Annotated in this window: 16 protein-coding genes; 5 read left to right on the forward strand and 11 right to left on the reverse strand. The window is 42.2% G+C overall.

Annotated elements, in window-relative coordinates; genetic code table 11:
* Positions 1 to 192 precede the first annotated feature (192 nt).
* Complete coding sequence (locus tag ACM0OS_RS09715; RefSeq protein ID WP_414542977.1) at positions 193 to 1,359, reverse strand: pyridoxal phosphate-dependent aminotransferase; 1,167 nt, start codon at positions 1,357 to 1,359, stop codon at positions 193 to 195.
* 80 nt (positions 1,360 to 1,439) lie between these two features.
* Entirely contained in the window at positions 1,440 to 2,522 is a 1,083-nt protein-coding gene (locus tag ACM0OS_RS09720) for a class I fructose-bisphosphate aldolase (RefSeq protein WP_414542978.1), read from the reverse strand.
* A gap of 605 nt (positions 2,523 to 3,127) precedes the next feature.
* Between ACM0OS_RS09720 and ACM0OS_RS09725 the strand changes: the two genes are divergently transcribed.
* On the forward strand, positions 3,128 to 3,913 hold the full coding sequence (locus ACM0OS_RS09725) for an ADP-ribosylglycohydrolase family protein (RefSeq protein WP_414542979.1): 786 nt from the start codon (positions 3,128 to 3,130) through the stop codon (positions 3,911 to 3,913).
* A 171-nt stretch (positions 3,914 to 4,084) separates the two neighbouring features.
* On the opposite strand, the gene ACM0OS_RS09730 is transcribed toward ACM0OS_RS09725, so the two are convergent.
* The 5 genes from ACM0OS_RS09730 to carA form a co-directional block, all read right to left on the reverse strand.
* Entirely contained in the window at positions 4,085 to 4,387 is a 303-nt protein-coding gene (locus ACM0OS_RS09730; RefSeq protein ID WP_414542980.1) for a DUF1816 domain-containing protein, read from the reverse strand.
* Between the two features lie 99 nt (positions 4,388 to 4,486).
* Positions 4,487 to 5,476 (reverse strand): 23S rRNA (guanosine(2251)-2'-O)-methyltransferase RlmB, encoded by a 990-nt coding sequence (gene rlmB, locus ACM0OS_RS09735; protein ID WP_414542981.1) that lies wholly within the window; start codon positions 5,474 to 5,476, stop codon positions 4,487 to 4,489.
* A gap of 94 nt (positions 5,477 to 5,570) precedes the next feature.
* Entirely contained in the window at positions 5,571 to 6,053 is a 483-nt protein-coding gene (locus ACM0OS_RS09740; protein ID WP_414542982.1) for a Mini-ribonuclease 3, read from the reverse strand.
* A 320-nt stretch (positions 6,054 to 6,373) separates the two neighbouring features.
* The gene (locus ACM0OS_RS09745) at positions 6,374 to 6,739 is read right to left on the reverse strand and encodes an STAS domain-containing protein (protein WP_414543030.1); all 366 of its coding nucleotides are present in this window, start codon (positions 6,737 to 6,739) and stop codon (positions 6,374 to 6,376) included.
* Between the two features lie 187 nt (positions 6,740 to 6,926).
* On the reverse strand, positions 6,927 to 8,084 hold the full coding sequence (gene carA, locus ACM0OS_RS09750; protein ID WP_414543031.1) for a glutamine-hydrolyzing carbamoyl-phosphate synthase small subunit: 1,158 nt from the start codon (positions 8,082 to 8,084) through the stop codon (positions 6,927 to 6,929).
* Positions 8,085 to 8,594: 510 nt separating this feature from the next.
* On the opposite strand from carA, the gene ACM0OS_RS09755 reads away from it, so the two are divergent.
* A complete protein-coding gene (locus tag ACM0OS_RS09755) occupies positions 8,595 to 9,638 on the forward strand; it encodes a TIGR02281 family clan AA aspartic protease (protein ID WP_414542983.1) in 1,044 nt (347 codons plus the stop codon).
* Here the strand turns inward: ACM0OS_RS09755 and trpD are convergent.
* Both trpD and ACM0OS_RS09765 read right to left on the reverse strand, forming a co-directional pair.
* Positions 9,568 to 10,644 (reverse strand): anthranilate phosphoribosyltransferase, encoded by a 1,077-nt coding sequence (gene trpD, locus ACM0OS_RS09760; RefSeq protein ID WP_414542984.1) that lies wholly within the window; start codon positions 10,642 to 10,644, stop codon positions 9,568 to 9,570. The two genes, ACM0OS_RS09755 and trpD, sit on opposite strands and share 71 nt — an antisense overlap.
* A gap of 111 nt (positions 10,645 to 10,755) precedes the next feature.
* Positions 10,756 to 11,517 carry a class I SAM-dependent methyltransferase gene (locus tag ACM0OS_RS09765; RefSeq protein ID WP_414542985.1) on the reverse strand — a complete coding sequence of 254 codons (762 nt, stop codon included), beginning with the start codon at positions 11,515 to 11,517 and terminating at the stop codon, positions 10,756 to 10,758.
* Positions 11,518 to 11,578: 61 nt separating this feature from the next.
* Between ACM0OS_RS09765 and ACM0OS_RS09770 the strand changes: the two genes are divergently transcribed.
* From ACM0OS_RS09770 to ACM0OS_RS09780, 3 genes are all read left to right on the forward strand, one after another.
* Positions 11,579 to 12,919, forward strand: coding sequence for an FAD-binding oxidoreductase (locus tag ACM0OS_RS09770; RefSeq protein WP_414542986.1), 1,341 nt, complete (start codon positions 11,579 to 11,581; stop codon positions 12,917 to 12,919).
* 74 nt (positions 12,920 to 12,993) lie between these two features.
* Positions 12,994 to 14,349, forward strand: coding sequence for a (Fe-S)-binding protein (locus ACM0OS_RS09775; protein WP_414542987.1), 1,356 nt, complete (start codon positions 12,994 to 12,996; stop codon positions 14,347 to 14,349).
* A 185-nt stretch (positions 14,350 to 14,534) separates the two neighbouring features.
* Positions 14,535 to 15,008, forward strand: a complete 474-nt coding sequence (locus ACM0OS_RS09780; RefSeq protein WP_414542988.1) for a TspO/MBR family protein — start codon at positions 14,535 to 14,537, stop codon at positions 15,006 to 15,008.
* Here the strand turns inward: ACM0OS_RS09780 and ACM0OS_RS09785 are convergent.
* Positions 14,989 to 15,651, reverse strand: a complete 663-nt coding sequence (locus ACM0OS_RS09785; protein WP_414542989.1) for a PAP/fibrillin family protein — start codon at positions 15,649 to 15,651, stop codon at positions 14,989 to 14,991. The genes ACM0OS_RS09780 and ACM0OS_RS09785 overlap by 20 nt on opposite strands.
* 148 nt (positions 15,652 to 15,799) lie before the next feature.
* Positions 15,800 to 17,245, reverse strand: a complete 1,446-nt coding sequence (locus tag ACM0OS_RS09790; RefSeq protein WP_414542990.1) for an alkaline phosphatase PhoX — start codon at positions 17,243 to 17,245, stop codon at positions 15,800 to 15,802.
* Between the last annotated feature and the right edge of the window lie 140 nt (positions 17,246 to 17,385).

A 17,385-nucleotide genomic window follows, 5' to 3' on the forward strand; every position in this document is an offset into this window, starting at 1 on the left:
CAGGCTCTATCCCTTATTAAACAAGCTGTTTAGCCTTCTTGTCACCCGTTAAGGCAACCGACAAAATACTGATACTGTTACAGTCGCTATCAAATAAACTTTATTTCTCTTGAAGCTGCTTTTTTGACAGATATAAAAAATCAGGGTCTGAATATCAGCCAGACCCTAAGATTATTGAGGATTGATAAATAGCTAAATCCGTGATTGTACGAATTTCTCTAATCGATCCATGCCTTTTTCAATGGTTGCCATGTCGGTAGCATAAGAAAGGCGAATGTTTTGATCAGCACCAAAGGCAATGCCGGGAATGACTGCCACTTGATGCTTTTCCAACAAGGCGTTACAAAATTCGAGGGATTTCAGACCTGTTTGACTGATATCAGGAAATAGATAAAAAGCCCCATTAGGTTTAGCACAACTCAATCCCGGAATAGCATTGAGTCTATCTAACATTACTTGTCGCCGTTTAGCGAAAGCTTGGCGCATTTCTTCTACACAATCTTGGGAACTTTCCAAAGCAGCGATCGCACCATATTGAGCAAAGGTACACACATTCGATGTACTATGCCCTTGAATGGTACTGGCAGCTTTAATAATTTCCACTGGCCCTGCTAAATAACCCAGTCGCCACCCCGTCATTGAGTAAGCTTTGGCAAACCCATTACTAATTAAGGTACGGTCAAAAATTTCCTTACCTACAGAACCAATGCTGATATGTTCAGCACCGTCGTAGAGAATCTTTTCGTAAATCTCATCAGAAACCACAAAGATATCTGCATCAACTACTACTTGCGCCAGCGCTTTAATTTCTTCTGGCGTGTACACCATTCCCGTAGGATTAGATGGAGAGTTGAGGATAAATAACTTTGTTCTGGGCGTAATTGCTTGACGTAGCTGTTCGGGAGTAATTTTATAATCCGTTGCCGCATCTGTGGTAATAATCACTGGTACGCCCCCTACCAAAGTCACCATTTCGGGATAACTTAACCAATAGGGTGCGGGGATAATCACCTCATCACCGGGATCAATCAGCGCTACCATCAAATTATACAGAGAATGCTTACCACCGTTAGTGACAATGACATTCTCTGACTTGTAATCAAGACCGTTATCAGTTTTCAGCTTGTGGGCGATCGCTTCCCTTAACTTTGGTTCTCCAGCTGCTGGGCCATATTTGGTTTTGCCTTCATCCAAAGCTTTCGCGGCTGCGGCTTTGATGTGGGCTGGAGTATCAAAATCTGGTTCTCCAGCGCTAAAACTACAAACGTCTATACCATCTGCCTTCATGGCCTTAGCTTTAGCTGCGATCGCTAAGGTTAAAGAAGGCGTGACTTTACTTACTCGTGCTGCCAGCTTCATTCTTAATTTATTTGGCAAATCTCTCACTTATCTAAGGATATCTTACATTCCTTAACTGGATTTGCCTTTTTATATTCCTTCTAGGCTATGGTGACATCTGGTGACAGGTAAACATCCTGAATGGCGTGAAATAGTTTCACACCTTCGTCAAAAGGACGTTGAAAGGTCTTGCGTCCCGAAATTAACCCTGTACCGCCAGCGCGTTTGTTAATCACAGCAGTGCGAATAGCTTCAGCAAAGTCATCTTTACCAGATGCACCACCAGAATTAATTAACCCAGCGCGTCCACAATAGCAATTCAGTACTTGATAACGAGTCAAATCAATTGGATGATCACTTGTTAAGTCTGTGTACACCCGTTCATCAGTTTTTCCGTAACTCTTACCAGTGGCTTTGGCTATAGCACCGTAACCATTATTGCATTCGGGTAATTTTTGTTTAATAATGTCAGCTTCAATGCTGACACCCAAATGATTTGCTTGTCCGGTGAGGTCAGCCGCAACGTGATAATCTTGGTCTTGTTTAAAAGCACTGTTACGCAGATAGCACCAAAGAATAGTCACCAAACCCAGTTCGTGGGCGTATTTGAAGGCTTGGCTTACTTCTTGAATTTGCCTTGCAGATTGCTCTGAACCAAAGTAAATTGTTGCACCTACTGCTACTGCACCTAAATTCCAAGCTTGTTCGACATCAGCAAACAAGAGTTGGTCATATTGATTGGGAAAAGTGAGTAGTTCGTTGTGATTGATTTTAGCAATAAAGGGAATTTTGTGGGCATATTTACGGGAAACGCTGCCCAATACACCTAAAGTTGTAGCGACAGCATTACAATCTCCAGCTATTGCCAGTCTGACGATATTTTCGGGATCAAAATAAATAGGATTAGGCGCAAACGAAGCACCAGCCGAATGTTCAATACCTTGGTCTACTGGTAATATGGACAAATAGCCTGTATTCGCCAGACGACCGGTAGAGTAAAGTTGCTGGAGATTACGCAATACTTGAGGATTGCGATCGCTATTTATCCAAACTCGATCTATAAAATCTGATCCTGGTAGATGTAGTAAATCTTGAGAAACTTTAGCCTTGTGGGTAAGTAGATGTTCTGCCTCTTTCCCCAACAATGACTCGATAGAATTAGCCTCTAAGAGTGTTGTAGTCATAGAATTTTCCCCTAACTTCAGCCAATTACCCTGGTTTTAAGATAGCACTTGAATGTTAATAACCTGCTTGTATCTTCAAGTTAGCAATTTGCAGTTCTAGACATTCTCGCAAGAAAACCACAGATAAACTGATGGGTATGTCATGTAGAAATACCTTCAGATACTTTTATCTGTGGTTAACAATAATAATTAGGATTCTTGCCATAGCTCCTATTTTAGATTTTCACCATCACCAGTCATATACCAAAAGGTACAAATTCTGGAACTCAAAGAGAAAGTAATTGAATATTTTTTGCTTTGGTAGTCCCTGATGCTATGTTTGCGCCCCAATAATAAATGCAATGTTCGCCAGCGCTTGTTCGGGTTGAATACTATGACAGATGCTTAATCCTGTATTGCTTAAATATATTTTTTTGTTGTCCAAGCAAATAAAATACAAGTATAGATTACACCTATTGACTCAGGGAATTTACAAGGATAGCAAACAAAAGGTAATCTAATAATAGATACAAGCAAACGATCGCTTGCAGGCGTACCAATTGATTGATCACATATTAGTATGCCTAGAAATTTAAACCTAAATATTACAACTAAAAAAGTTAAGTATGCTAGGAGCGATCGCAGGTGACATTATTGGTTCGGTATATGAGGGAAAAAATTTCAAAACGAAAGATTTTCCACTTTTTAACAGAGAATGCCGCTTTACTGACGATACAGTTTTGACTGTGGCAGTGGCAGATGTAATTCTCAATGCCGACCAATCCCCAGACAACAACCAATATATTGACCAATTAAAGTTATACTACCGTCGCTATCCCTATGCAGGTTACGGACGTAATTTTCGAGAGTGGGCTAACTCGAACAGTCGCCAACCATATAACAGTCTGGGTAACGGTGCAGCCATGCGAGTAAGTCCCATTGGATATGCTTTTAATGACTTAGATACTGTGTTACGGGAAGCCCAGCACAGTGCTGAAGTGACCCATAACCATCCAGAAGGGATCAAAGGCGCTCAAGCAACAGCTACGGCTATTTTTTTAGCACGTACAGGTCATGATAAAGCTCAGATTAAATCTTATATTCAAAATACTTTTGGCTATAACCTAGAGCTAACCCTAGAGCAAATTAGGCCGACTTATCAATACGATTCAACTTGTCCGGGTTCTGTACCCCAAGCAATTATAGCTTTTTTGGAATCCACTAGTTTTGAAGATGCTGTGAGAAATGCTGTATCAATTGGTGGTGACAGTGACACTGTAAGTTGTATTGCAGGTAGCATAGCCCAAGCATTTTATGGTGGCGTACCTCAGGCGATCGCTGAGTCCGCACTATCTCATTTGAATGAACATCTATATACTGTCACCGAAACTTTTATGTTCCAATATTGTTAGGCGGTCAAAATTAACTTTTGGTAAACAGCCAAAAAATTAACTACTAACCGCCGATGAAAGTTGATGCACGGAACTGATGTTAAAAGTAGATGGAAGAAAACCGGAGAATTTCAGATTTTGACCATAGTTCCTCAGCTGACCCTGGGAACTATGGGAGCCTAGTAATTGGGATTATATCTGACCGCCAAAGGCTGGCTTTACTTTGAGGTCAATCCTTTCCCCCAAGTCTTCAGCTATCGTTAAATTACCCGGTTTACAGCGCTTCACATTTACAACTATTCCTTGCGCCCCTTCGACTTCCAAATCTTCTACGTAGCCTTTTATCGCTACTTTGGCATCAGCAGAAGTGAAAAACGGCCCGAAGTAGTAAGTACAACGGGGATTTTGCGTCACGATTTCTACCCACCAAGCTAAACCTAGTTGGTGAAATGTGTTAATCAATGATTCCTTAAAGTTATCCCAAATCGTTTTCATAGTTGTCGCCGATTTATCAATGTGGTACTGAATGTTAAAGGAAAGGATATGGTGATATTTTTTCTTTTACATTTCTTTATACTCTTTTCCTCTTAATTTTTAAAGAGGTTTGTGTAATTTATCTAGATACAACGTGTTTACCGACCGTTGGCGATAAATTTCATAAAGTGCCATACCTGAGGCTACTGATGCATTGAGGCTGGGAGTTTTACCTAACAGGGGTATAGAGACTAAAACATCGCAAGAGCGCTGTGTTAACATACTTAGACCCTCACCTTCAGAGCCGACCACGAGAACGATAGGCCCACTAAAATTGACTGTATGCAGGGGTTCACTACCGCTGGCAGCCGTACCATAAATCCAAAAACCAGCTGCTTTCAATTCTTCTAGAGATCGGCTGAGATTAATCACCCTTGCGACAGGAAAGTTTTCTAAAGCACCTGCTGCCACTTTTACCACAGTAGAAGTAATACCAGATGCTCTGCGTTGAGGAATCACCAATCCTTGAGCGCCGATTGCTTCAGCTGTGCGAATAATTGCTCCTAAGTTGTGGGGATCTGTGATCCCATCAGCTACTACAATTACGGGATCAGCCACAGACTGCGCCTGTTCAATCAGATCTGGTAATTCGATATAGGTGTAGGGGGCAATTTGTGCGGCTATACCTTGATGATTCGCCCCATCAGTAATTTGGTCTAAACGCCTGGGTTCTACTTCATCAATAACTGTGCCATGTTCCTTAGCTTGCAGGATTAAATGGTGAAAGCGATGGTCATAACGCAGACGAGTAGTAATCCAAAGGCGGTTCAGTCCCCGTTGACTTTCCAAAGCACTTAAGACAGGATGACGACCATAGATGAGATCGCTATCTTCTGTTTGTTTAGGAGATGGAGCGGAAGGGGAAAAATTATGATGTGGACGGGAGTTACTGGATATCGGGTTGCTGTTGCTATCCCTGTCTCTGTCTCTGTCCCCATTTCGAGGACTACGAATAGATTTAGTAGTAATTACACGCTTGCCTTTGAGTTTCACAGGCTGCCCACGATTGGGTTCGCTAGGAGTCTGGATTTTCCTGGGTTTACTAGTCATTATGAGTTGTGGATATATTTTATGGGTGAAAATTTTGCTGCTTTGAATTTACCGAAACTAAAGCCCTGATATTCCTATCATGAGATTGAATTGCTTATGAGTTCTCTAGATGGAGTTTTTGCAATAATTCGGTCAAGCGTGGGTAATCAGTAAGATACAAGTAGCCAATTAAAGTCTCTAAACTCGTAGCCTGTTGGTAGATTTCGGGATCAACCCGCTTAGGACGCCCTGAGGCGGCGTTACGACCCCGCCGGACAATTTCTAATTCGGCAGTCCTCAGATGAGGAGTGAGCGATCGCAAATATAGCGCTTGTGTTTCGGCTCTTACCTGTGCCACTACCAAACGATGGTAAATTTTGGTTTGCTGCATTGGCAGCAGATAGAACATCCTAACATACAATTCATAAATTGCGTCGCCTAAATAAGCTAAAGCTGATGGAGAAAGCTGTTGTATTTGTGACGGAGAAATCTTTAAGGCCAATGGCCCTGCGGCTGCCAACAGTAATTGATTCCAAGATGAATCCGACGTATGACTTTCATCTTGCCCATCGAATAGCTCTTCCTCCTTGAATGTCACAAATTCATTATTCCTTAATGGGCTATGGTTGGCAGGCATCTAGTGAGAAATTTATTTTTCCTTGGGCAAGCCACGCTAGTATACCTAGCATAATCAAAATAGTTCAATATTGCTTACTAATTTTAACTTTTTAATTGCTGGTTGATATTGAAGAGTTATTGCTTATATTTGAGATTTTTTATTAATTACGGTTGAGAACTACTCAAATTTGTGAACCTCTCTCACAAGGAGAGAGGTTTTTTGTCAGCGTAACTAAAAATTAAGCTACCCAGATAACAAATCGGACAGCTGAGTGTATCTGTGTAATCAAGCGATCAAGACTACTTGATATTTTCTAGAGCCGCATCAACTGAGGTTTGTAGGGATAGAAACTTCTCTAAGCGAACAAGCTTGACCGTTTGAGTTACTCGAGCATTAGTGACTATTTGCAAGGTGCCGCCGGCAGTTTGCGCTTGTTTGGCTAGCTGCACCAGAGCGCCCAAGCCGGAGCTATCAACAAAGTCAATTTGTGAGAGATCCAGGATAATATGCTTTGGACCTTCATCAATTTTATTGCCAAGTACCTTGCGAAAGGTCGGCTCAGAAAATGCGTCTAACAAACCTGTGAGGCGGAATAGCTGACAGTTATCCCGGGCTTCACGAGTGCCTCTCAGGCTCACGGTTAGATTCAGTGGCTCAGCAATAATTCCCTCCTCATGGTTAAAGTGAACGCTCCAGTATAGATGGTTTTAGCACAATTTGTCTACAATCTACAGGGATGGGGAGACGAGAAGAAAGAGAAATTTTTATCCCCTACTCCCGTACCCTTCGGGAAGCTACACTAACGACTACGCTCACGGCGCAGCCTACTCCCAACTCCCAACTCCCAACTCCCTATTCCCCACTCCCTAACCTTGCCGTTCGCATGGCTTGGACGAATTGCTCAAATAGGTAATCAGCATCATGAGGGCCAGGGCTAGCTTCTGGGTGATACTGGACAGAGAAGATGGGCAACGATTTATGACGTACCCCAGCAACAGTGCGATCGTTGAGGTTGAGGTGGCTAATGTCTACAATTCCGTTAGGTAAGGAATCTGGGTCAATAGCAAAACTATGGTTTTGACTAGTGATTTCTATCCTTTGTTGTAGTCCGGCGGGCTGATTTAAACCACGATGACCAAATTTTAATTTATAGGTTTCTGCTCCCAGGGCGTGACCTAAAATTTGATGCCCCATACAAATACCAAACATGGGTTTTTGACTTGATAACAATGCTTTGGTAGTTTCAATACCTTCAGTAACTGCGGCGGGATCACCGGGCCCGTTAGAAAGAAAAATGCCGTCTGGGTTGTATTTGAGTATCTCTTCTGGTGGAGTATGGGCCGGTACAACCACCACGCGGCAACCGTAACTGGCTAAACGACGCAAGATATTGCGTTTTACACCAAAATCAAGGGCGACAACCGTGAAAGATTCTCCCTGATTTCCTATAGCTTCTGAGTTAAATTCCCAGGCGGGAATTGTCGGATCTGACCATTCATAAGCCTGAGAAGTGGTAACTCCCCGCACCAAATTGGCACCAGCCATGCTGGGAGCGGCTTGTACCTGCTCTAATAATTCTGCTTCATCCAGAATTTCTGTAGAAATGCCACCATTCATGGCTCCAAACATCCGAATTTTACGCGTGAGGGCGCGGGTATCGATGCCGTAAATACCTGGGATTTGGTGCTGGTTGAGGTAATCGGGTAAGGATTGTGTTGATCGCCAGTTACTTGGTCGGTGACAAATATTGCGGGCGATCGCTCCTTGCACTTGTGGTCGATCTGATTCCTCGTCTTCGGCGTTGATCCCAGTATTTCCCAATTCAGGATAAGTAAAAATGATAATTTGACCACGGTAACTAGGGTCAGTCAGAACTTCTTGATATCCAGTCATGCCAGTGTTGAATACCACTTCTCCGATGGTGGTTCCTGTGGCACCAAAAGACCAACCGCGATAAGTGGTTCCATCTGCCAAGACAAGTAAAGCAGGTGTTGTATCAGACAGGGGCATAAGTAATTCAAATAAAGGTTTAGGTACTGGGTACTGGGGATTGGGCATGGGTTAAGTTTCTTTGGCCCTACTCCTAGCCTTTTGCCATCACAATCACTAGTCAAAGGTTAACAGTGAGCAGTCTTTCATCCCCAGTTTAGTGAATACTGCGAGTGTTAAAGCAATTCGCAATTCGCAATTCGCAATTACGTGTTGTAACGTGGATTTAGACACCGCCACAACACTTGCGGCTTGATAGAAGCCGGGGACTTAAACCCCTACATTGTGTTAATTACTCCCAAAGAACGAAGTATCTGCCAACTGGTTAACAACGCAGTGATTGGTTTATTGCCATCGCCAATTTTATCATCTATGAGCAGTTTCCAAATTGTTGCCCATTTCCATAAGGAATTTTGTAGAGAAATTAATTAAAAATTAAAAATTAAAAATACAGCAGATACAATGTTAGAAGGGGAGCCAGTGGCCAAAGTAGCTTTCCAGTCCCTTAGGCAAGTTGAATTGAAGTTAATTATGCTTCAGTCTTTTTTATCTCGTGCAACCCTGATTTTTTTGTCCAGCACTCTTGCAGTTTTGGGTGCTGCTTGTAATGAAGAAAAACAAACGGCTGGGAACATTAGCAGTCAAAATTCTGTAGTAACTGACAACCTGGTAGTGTCGCCGACTATTGAAACAGCAACATCGCCAGCTATTCCAGCCGCCATAAAGCCTGTAGACTCAGAAATCAGTTCTTTTGAAATGGGGCTAGATAAAGCTGTAGGGGCTTGGAGAATCAGCCAATCTGCTCAATCGTCAGATGATTGGAATTTGGTGGCAGGTCAATTGCAAGAGGCGATCGCCTTCATGGAAAAAGTGCCGCAACAAAGTCCAGAGTTTGCTACTGCCCAAACCAAAATTTCCGAATACCGGGGCCAGATGCAAAATGCCCGGCAAAAAGCTACACCGCGCCCTGTATCGACACCCAAAGTAGATAATCAAAGTATCGTAGTTGCCGTTCCTCAACAACCTAAAAACAAGCCTCAGCCTTCCCTGACACCGCCCGCAGCTATCAAACAGCCAGAAGTAAAACCAGTTTTGCCAACATCCGCATTAATTGCCCCAGAAAAAAAAGTATTTATTGCTCCCATTAAACGGCGAATTGGTGGCACGCCCATTGTGGAAGTTACTTTCAACAATCAGCAGCAATTCGAGATGATTGTCGATACAGGAGCTAGTGGCACTGTGATCACCCAAAAAATGGCCAATGCCTTGGGAGTATCGCCAGTAGGGGTAGCCAAGGCCAATACTGCCAGTGCTAGGGCGGTGGAATTTCCCATTGGCTATGTTGATTCAATGGCAGTTGCTGGGGTGATGATTAACAGAGTAGCAGTAGCGATCGCTGGTGCGGAATTAGAAACTGGGCTGTTAGGACACGATTTCTTCGGCAACTACGATGTCACCATCAGACGCGATGTAGTAGAATTTCGTCCACAATCACACTCAGAAATTAATTCTGTAGGAACTGAACTAGCTGTTCCAGTTTTTCCCAGGGAGAACCACTATGAAGAATTTCCTTAGCCACACGGAAACCTTGGGCATGGTCTAATAATGGAATTGCACCTGCTACTTGTAGTGCCAAAGAAGCATTTATGGCTACTGCGTCTTGTTGTGCTTGAGTCCCCTTACCTTGCAGCACTGCTTGCAGAATCACGGCGTTTTCTTGGACATCTCCACCTTTAAGTGTGCCGATGGTAGCTGGTGTTGCACCTACTTCTTGGGGATTCACAGTAGTTAACTGCACTTCACCACCAGATAACACCGCCAAGTCAGTTAAATCTCCCAAACCAACTTCATCAAGTCTTTCTCGTCCATGTAAAACTATGGCTTTTTGTTTGCCTAAGTTGTTTAATGCTTGGGCCACAGTGGTTAAAAGTTGGGGTGTAAATAAACCAACAACTTGTCCAGTGGGATATAACGGGTTGACTAATGGCCCTAGTAAATTAAATACTGTTCGCACTTTCAACGTGCGTCGCAAAGGAGCCACAGCTTTCATCGCTGGATGCCAACCAGGGGCAAACAAGAAGGTAACACCGACTTCGTGTAATGCAGCTTGCACCTTTTCACTAGAAGCACCAAGATTTACTCCCAAGGCTTCCAATACATCGGCACTACCTGTCAGACTTGACGCCGAGCGATTACCATGCTTGGCAACAGGTATACCATAGGCTGCGGCCACAAAGGTAACAGCTGTAGAAATGTTAAAAGTTGATGACCCATCGCCGCCAGTACCACAGGTATCGATCACCACGGGAAGCGAGGTTTTGGTAGGTGCTTGCTCAGTCCCTAGTTTTGATTGGGATTGTAAAACTTCCGCCATCCCAGTCAATTCGTCAGCGGAAATACCTTTCAAGTTCAGCGCCGTCAAAATTGCGCCTGACAATTCTGGTGGAACCGCTTCAGTCAACCACCCTTGCATCAATTCAGCGGCTTGAGAGCGGGACAATGATTGACCATCCATTAATTGTTGCAGCAGGAGATGCCAGCTAACGGAGGATTCGGGAGCAGGAATTGAGGATGTTGTCATGGTCTTAGTTATTTGAGGATTTAGCTCAGTTGAGGCTATGGGAGCTATCCTACCGAAGAATGGGAGTAGGGAGTAGGGAATGGGGAGTGGTAAATAAGTAATCGGTATCAGCTAGGAAGCTGCCTGTTTTTGAACAATATAGAATACATAACTATAATATTCCGAGTATTTTCGATAAAGGTCAATTTCTTGTTGAACCATATTCAACACTTCAATAATTTCTAAATCGGCTTGGTAATGTTTCTGGAAAATCTGCAATTTTGCTTCTAAGGGTTGATAGTAGTGATTCCACCACGCCGACTCTGGGAGGATAAAATAGTCAATTATTTTGTAGCCACTATTTTGAATAATCTGGCAATTACCTGGAATATCTTGCATGGCTGGATAACCTGTATGCCAAAATTCTTGTAATTCTTTTGGTGCATTGGGTTTGAGCCATGTAATTTCGGAAGCAGCTAAGTATCCTCCTTGTTTAAGTAGAGGTTGCCACTGCTTTAGCCCATTTTCAAACCCGATAATATAGATTGAACCTTCCGACCAAATAACATCAAAAGTTGCATCAGGAAAATTCAGGCAAAACATATCAGCTTCTATAACTTCAATTTGTGCTGATAACCCTTGCTGAATAATTTTTTGTTTGAGTTCATTTATATACAAAAGATGATTATCTACAGCAATAATTGTGCCATTAGTCAAGCTGGCTAAATCTAAAGTTTGCAAACCAGGGCCACAACCGATATCGATAATTTTAGGGTGTGGTGGCAAATCAACCATCTTTAAAAAAGCATTTTTTGTGGATTCAAAATCGCCGGGGCCTTCTCTGGGTATTCCTTGATGAATTTGAAAAAATATATCCTTCTGTTTATTATTCATACATGAATTTTTGTCAATTATCCTCGTAAATTAAATATAGCGACTAAAAAAACAGAAACTGATGAACGCGATGTCTAACGACAAGCCGCCGAGCTTTTACACCTCTTGTCTTGCATCTATTATCGACGAAGAAAATGCTATCTATCCTTGGGAAAATCTCGAACTCAGCCAGCGACAACATATCCAACAAGCGATCGCGCAAAGCGCAGCACCGGAGGCGATCGCATCTGTAAATTCTCCCAGTTGTGTTGTCTATCCCCGTACCCAAGCACAACTAGCCGCAGTCATTGCCGAAGCGCATCGTCACAACTGGCGTGTTCTCCCCTGTGGTAAAACCAGTAAAATCAACTGGGGTGGTTTAGTCAAAGGCGTTGATATTGTAGTTAGCACAGAACGCATTAATCAATTAATTGAACACGCCGTTGGTGATTTAACTGTCACAGTCGAAGCCGGGATGCAGTTTTCTCATCTCCAGGCAATTTTGGCAAAATCGCGGCAATTTCTCGCCCTCGACCCTTGCAAGCCAAAATTAGCAACTATTGGCGGTATTGTCGCTACAGGTGATACCAATTCCCTCAGACAACGTTATGGTAGTGTACGTGACCAACTATTAGGTATGACTTTTGTCCGTGCTGATGGACAAATTGCCAAAGCTGGAGGACGCGTAGTTAAAAATGTTGCTGGATATGACTTGATGAAGTTATTTACTGGCTCTTACAGCACATTAGGAGTTATTAGTCAAGTAACTTTTCGCGTATATCCACTACCGGAAGCTTCTGGTACAGTAGTACTGACAGGTAAAGCAGAGGCTATCTCCCAAGTTGCGGCGACTCTGCGAAATTCGGCTTTAACACCAACTCAGGCTGATTTGCTATCCACTCAACTTGTTTCTCAGTTAGGTTTGAATACAGGATTGGGATTAATAGTACGTTTTCAAAGTATTAGTGAAAGTGTTAAGGAACAGTCAAATCGATTATTGGCAGTAGGCGAAAAGTTGGGTTTAGTGGGGACAATTTATCATGAAGAAGATGAAGGCTCTCTATGGCATGAATTGCGAGAATTAATGGATAATTCTGTTACAGAATCGGGAATTACCTGCAAAATAGGAGTATTACCGACTGCGGCTGTGGAGGTTTTGCATCAATCAGAAATGGGATTAATTCACAATGCGAGTGGTTTGGGATGGTTGCAGTGTGGGAGTTTGAGCCAGGTTTTAAAGATACGCGATCGCTTGCAAAATAATAAAGGTTTTTTGAGTGTTTTAACAGCACCAAATTCGGTTAAACAAGAGATTGATGTTTGGGGCTACACTGGTAATGCTTTGCAGGTGATGCGTCAAATTAAGGCGCAGTTTGATAGTAAAAATATTTTGAGTCCTGGTCGTTTTGTGGGTGGGATTTAGGAATTAAGAAAAAACGTAGACCGCAGGCTACCACAAAGGTACGAAGAACGCGAAGGAAGAAGGAAAAAGTTTATATGCAAGTTTCTGATAATTCTGTAAATAATACGGCTAGTATCAAAAATTTAAAGGGGTTTGATGTTAATCATCCGCCTGATCCGAAGTTGATTGATAGTTGTGTGCATTGTGGGTTTTGTCTTTCCACTTGTCCGAGTTATCGGGTAATTGGTAAAGAGATGGATTCGCCTAGAGGACGTATCTATTTGATGGATGCGATTAATGAGGGTGAGATTGCTTTGAATACGGCAACTGTAGAACATTTTGATTCTTGTTTGGGTTGTCTAGCTTGTGTGAGTACTTGCCCTTCTGGTGTGCAATATGACAAGTTAATTTCAGCTACTCGTCACCAAATTGAACGCAATTATCCCCGCAGTTTGCCAGATAAGCTAATTCGCCAACTGATATTTTCTTTGTTTCCTAATCCTGATTTATTACGATTTTTTCTGGTTCCTTTGTTGGTTTATCAAAAGTTAGGTTTACCAAAGTTAGTCCGGGCTACAGGGTTACTTAAAAAAGTATCTCCCCGATTGGCTGCAATGGAATCAATTCTACCCAATATTACTTTCAAATCTTTTCAAGATAATTTACCAGATGTAATTCCCCCCCAAGGTGAGAAGCGCTACCGCGTCGGGGTAATTTTAGGATGTGTGCAACGGTTATTTTTTTCGCCTATTAATGAAGCAACGGTGCGGGTATTAACGGCTAATGGTTGTGAAGTTGTAATTCCTAAATCTCAAGGTTGTTGTGCGGCGCTTCCAGAACACCAAGGACAAACGGAACAAGCCAAGGCTTTAGCTAGGCAAATGATTGATAGTTTTGCCAATACCGATGTTGATTTTGTGATTATCAATGCTGCTGGTTGTGGTCATACTTTAAAAGAATATGGTCACATCTTAGAAGATGACCCAGAATATCGAGAAAAAGCCCAAGCATTTGCCGCTAAAGTTAAAGACGCTCAAGAGTTTTTAGCAACAGTAGGATTAACAGCTAAACTATCACCATTAACAGATAAACCTTTAAATTTAGTTTATCAAGATGCTTGTCATTTATTACATGGACAAAAGATTAGTGTCCAACCACGTCAACTGTTACGGCAAATTCCTGGAGTAAAATTAAGCGAACCCATAGACGCAGCTTTATGTTGTGGTAGTGCGGGTGTTTATAATATGCTGCAACCGGAAGTGTCCGAAGAATTAGGTCGGCAAAAAGTCCAAAATTTATTAAACACTGGTGCAGAGTTAATTGCTTCTGCTAATCCCGGTTGTACATTGCAAATTACCAAACATTTACAATTGCAAGGTAAAACAATTGCCGTCATCCACCCAATGGAGTTGTTAGATTATGCAATTCGGGGTGAAAAATTAAAAAATTAATTTCCTTTTGCGCCTTTGCGCCTTTGGTCCTTTGCGCGAAACAAATCCAACCCACTCCCCCACAAGTAAGAATTAAACTACAGCAAACAGATTAGATTGTCTGATTTAAGATTCTGACTAGTGGATGATTCTAGCCACCGCCATCAATTGCCAAACTGACAGTAGTAATTGATCAAGAATGATTTATGATTTCATCTTGGATGGTGATTGGCGCTGTAACATTTTTAATAGCAATTGGTAGTTTTTTTATCACACCCCGTGATGTCAAATGGTTTGCACAATTAAGTCGTCCCCGATGGTTAATATTTGAACCATTGATTCCCCTTATTTGGACTGTGATTTTCATCTGTGGTGCAGCTTCAGCTTATATCGTCTGGGAAAAAAATCCTGGAAGTACAATTACCTGGTTAATCATGGGTTTGTACCTTTTACTGGAAATTATCACAGTTTCCTACATTCCTCTGATGCTGAGATTTCGCAGTCTCAAAACCGGAGAAATAATTGGGCTAACTGGTTTGATTGGGGGTATTGTCTTGGCAATCTGCGTTTTACCAATTTCCAAACTAGCGACACTTTTACTTCTCCCCTATCTGCTATGGAGTCCCATTGGTTCATACACCACCGATGAGTTAAGACAACTCAACCCAGAGGAGGCGTAACATTGCTACTAACGTCTTGAAAATTATCAGATTTACTCAAAATAAATAGACTGCGATCGCCTCCTCGTCCAATTCTTAAAGTTTCATCTAAATAAGTAATATCAAGAGTGGGGATTCTACCTTGAGGATTATTAGCTGTAACTACCTTAAAGGGATTAAATTGGGGAGTATCAATCCCCATAATTTGCTCAATTGCCAGATAGCGTTTGTCAAAATTGACATTGAGGCGTTTGTTGGGAAGCGGCGATGAATTATCAATAGCTGGTGCAAAGCTAGCTGTCACTTTCACATATCCTGACAGTAGCCCAAAATAATGTTTAACAAAAGCTAAATTAAAAAATCCTTTATTAGCAACATCAATGACTTGATAGACTTGAGCCAACTGTAATCCCAATGGTAGGGAATCTAAAGACCGAATTTCTCTAGCTGTAGAGTATTGCAGTTGCCAAGCGCCATCTAACATCGAAGTAGCGTAGAGCAAAGGCTTAGGGTGAGGATTTAGTTCTTCGAGTTCCGTTGTCAATTGCTCAATTTCTGCTGCTACAGCTTTATCTAGTTGCAAATCAGTCACAGGAGAACCATCGGTTCGTATCTCCTTCACCTTTGCTAGTAATTTTTCCTTTAGTAAAAGTCGATTATTCAAGGGATAGCTTTATAAGTTTGTAGTAAGGACTTTAGTCCTCTCTTTACTTGTAACAAAAAACCTGAGCCAAAAATCAGCTCAAGTTTTTGATAAAATATTTACTTTAAGTTGTCTTACTTCCAGGGTTTTATTTCAAACAACCCAGTTTTTATCTTCGACGATTCCAAGGGCCCCAAATAGCCAGTGTAATACCTGGAGACTGAATATTGACAAACAGTGTTCTACCGTCAGCGGAGAAACAAGCACCAGCAAACTCACTATTGTTATAGTTGTTAAAGGCAAACTGATATACTTCACCCTTTTGGTTAACACCTACAATATATTGTACTCCACCACCATCTTCGCACAGGAAGAGGTCACCCCAAGGAGCAACAGTAATATTATCTGGATCATCCAAAAATTGCCCAGTTGGAGAAGCTTCAACGACAAGGGTTAACTCTTCGGTAGCAGGATTATAAGCCCAAACCTGACCATGACCTCTACCATTGGTTTTATTAATACCTGGAGGGCCTGCTTGAGTCGCAACAAAGTATACCAAATTGTTACCATACCATGCACCTTCACCTCGTAAGAAGGTTGCTGCACCTTTACTTTGGGCTTCATAGCGCACACCAACACCTTCGCTGGCATTTTCTGCTTCTGGATCTGGATTATCAATTTTCACCCACTCTACAGGTAAGGTTTGACCAACTTTAATTGATCCTTCCTGCCCACCAAAATTAGAGTTATTGGTGGTATTCAAAGCAAAATTGTTCATACCTCTAACTTTTAAGGCGTAGAGACTACCACCTTTAGCCAAGTCACCTACTTTAGTAGGTCTAACGTTAGGTACAAACTTGTAGAAACAGCTATCAATACGGTCTTCGGTTTCGTAAACATAACCAGTTTTGGGATCTACAGCTACAGCTTCATGGCTAAAGCGTCCCATCTCAATTAGGGGAACTGGAGTCACCAAACCGCTATTGGGATCAGCTACAACTTCAAAGTTATAACCATGCTTCTTGTCTTCAAGAATACCAGCACTAGTCAAGTTAGTAGTTATGGAGAAGGTTTCCTCACAGGTAATCCATGACCGCCAAGGTGTAGGCCCTCCTGCACAGTTACGAATAGTTCCAGCTATGGAGTTAAAGTGCTTGATGAGTCTGCGGTTATTTCCAACTACTAGTGTGCTGGTTCCACCTTGAGCGCCTGTGGAGTATCTGATGTCGCCACTAACTGGATTTGCGGAAGTAGCTCCATTTTCATGGTTGCGAACCAAGATTGATGTATTATTAGCACCTGGAAAACAAGCCATACCATCATGGAGAGATGGCACAGTAAAGCCGTCATCCATTGGGTCACCAGTAATTGAGAACGCGGTGTAGTTAAAAGCACGAGGCAGTTTCAAAATAAATTGCCCATTTCTGCCACTGATATTAGCTGGAAGTTCACCAGCGTTTAGAGGTAGCTTATCTTCTAGCGGGCCGTAACCAGTACTATTAGGCATTTCACCACGGGCAACCTTGGCATAAAAGGCCTCTAGGGGTGAAACCATAGTCACTGTAGCGGCACTTGTGCCAGCCAGGGTTAAAAATTTACGTCGTGAAAATTGCATAAAGTTGATCTCTCTCTTGCGTAAATATTCGGCATTACGCTGAGAACTTATTAGACCAACATTAACTGTAGATAATGATAAGTTTAATACCTGGTTAGAGAAATCCCACAACTCGCCTATATGACTAATATCCAGCTAAT

The organism is Nostoc sp. CCY0012, assembly GCF_963920855.1.
Classification (GTDB): Bacteria; Cyanobacteriota; Cyanobacteriia; order Cyanobacteriales; family Nostocaceae; genus Cyanocohniella.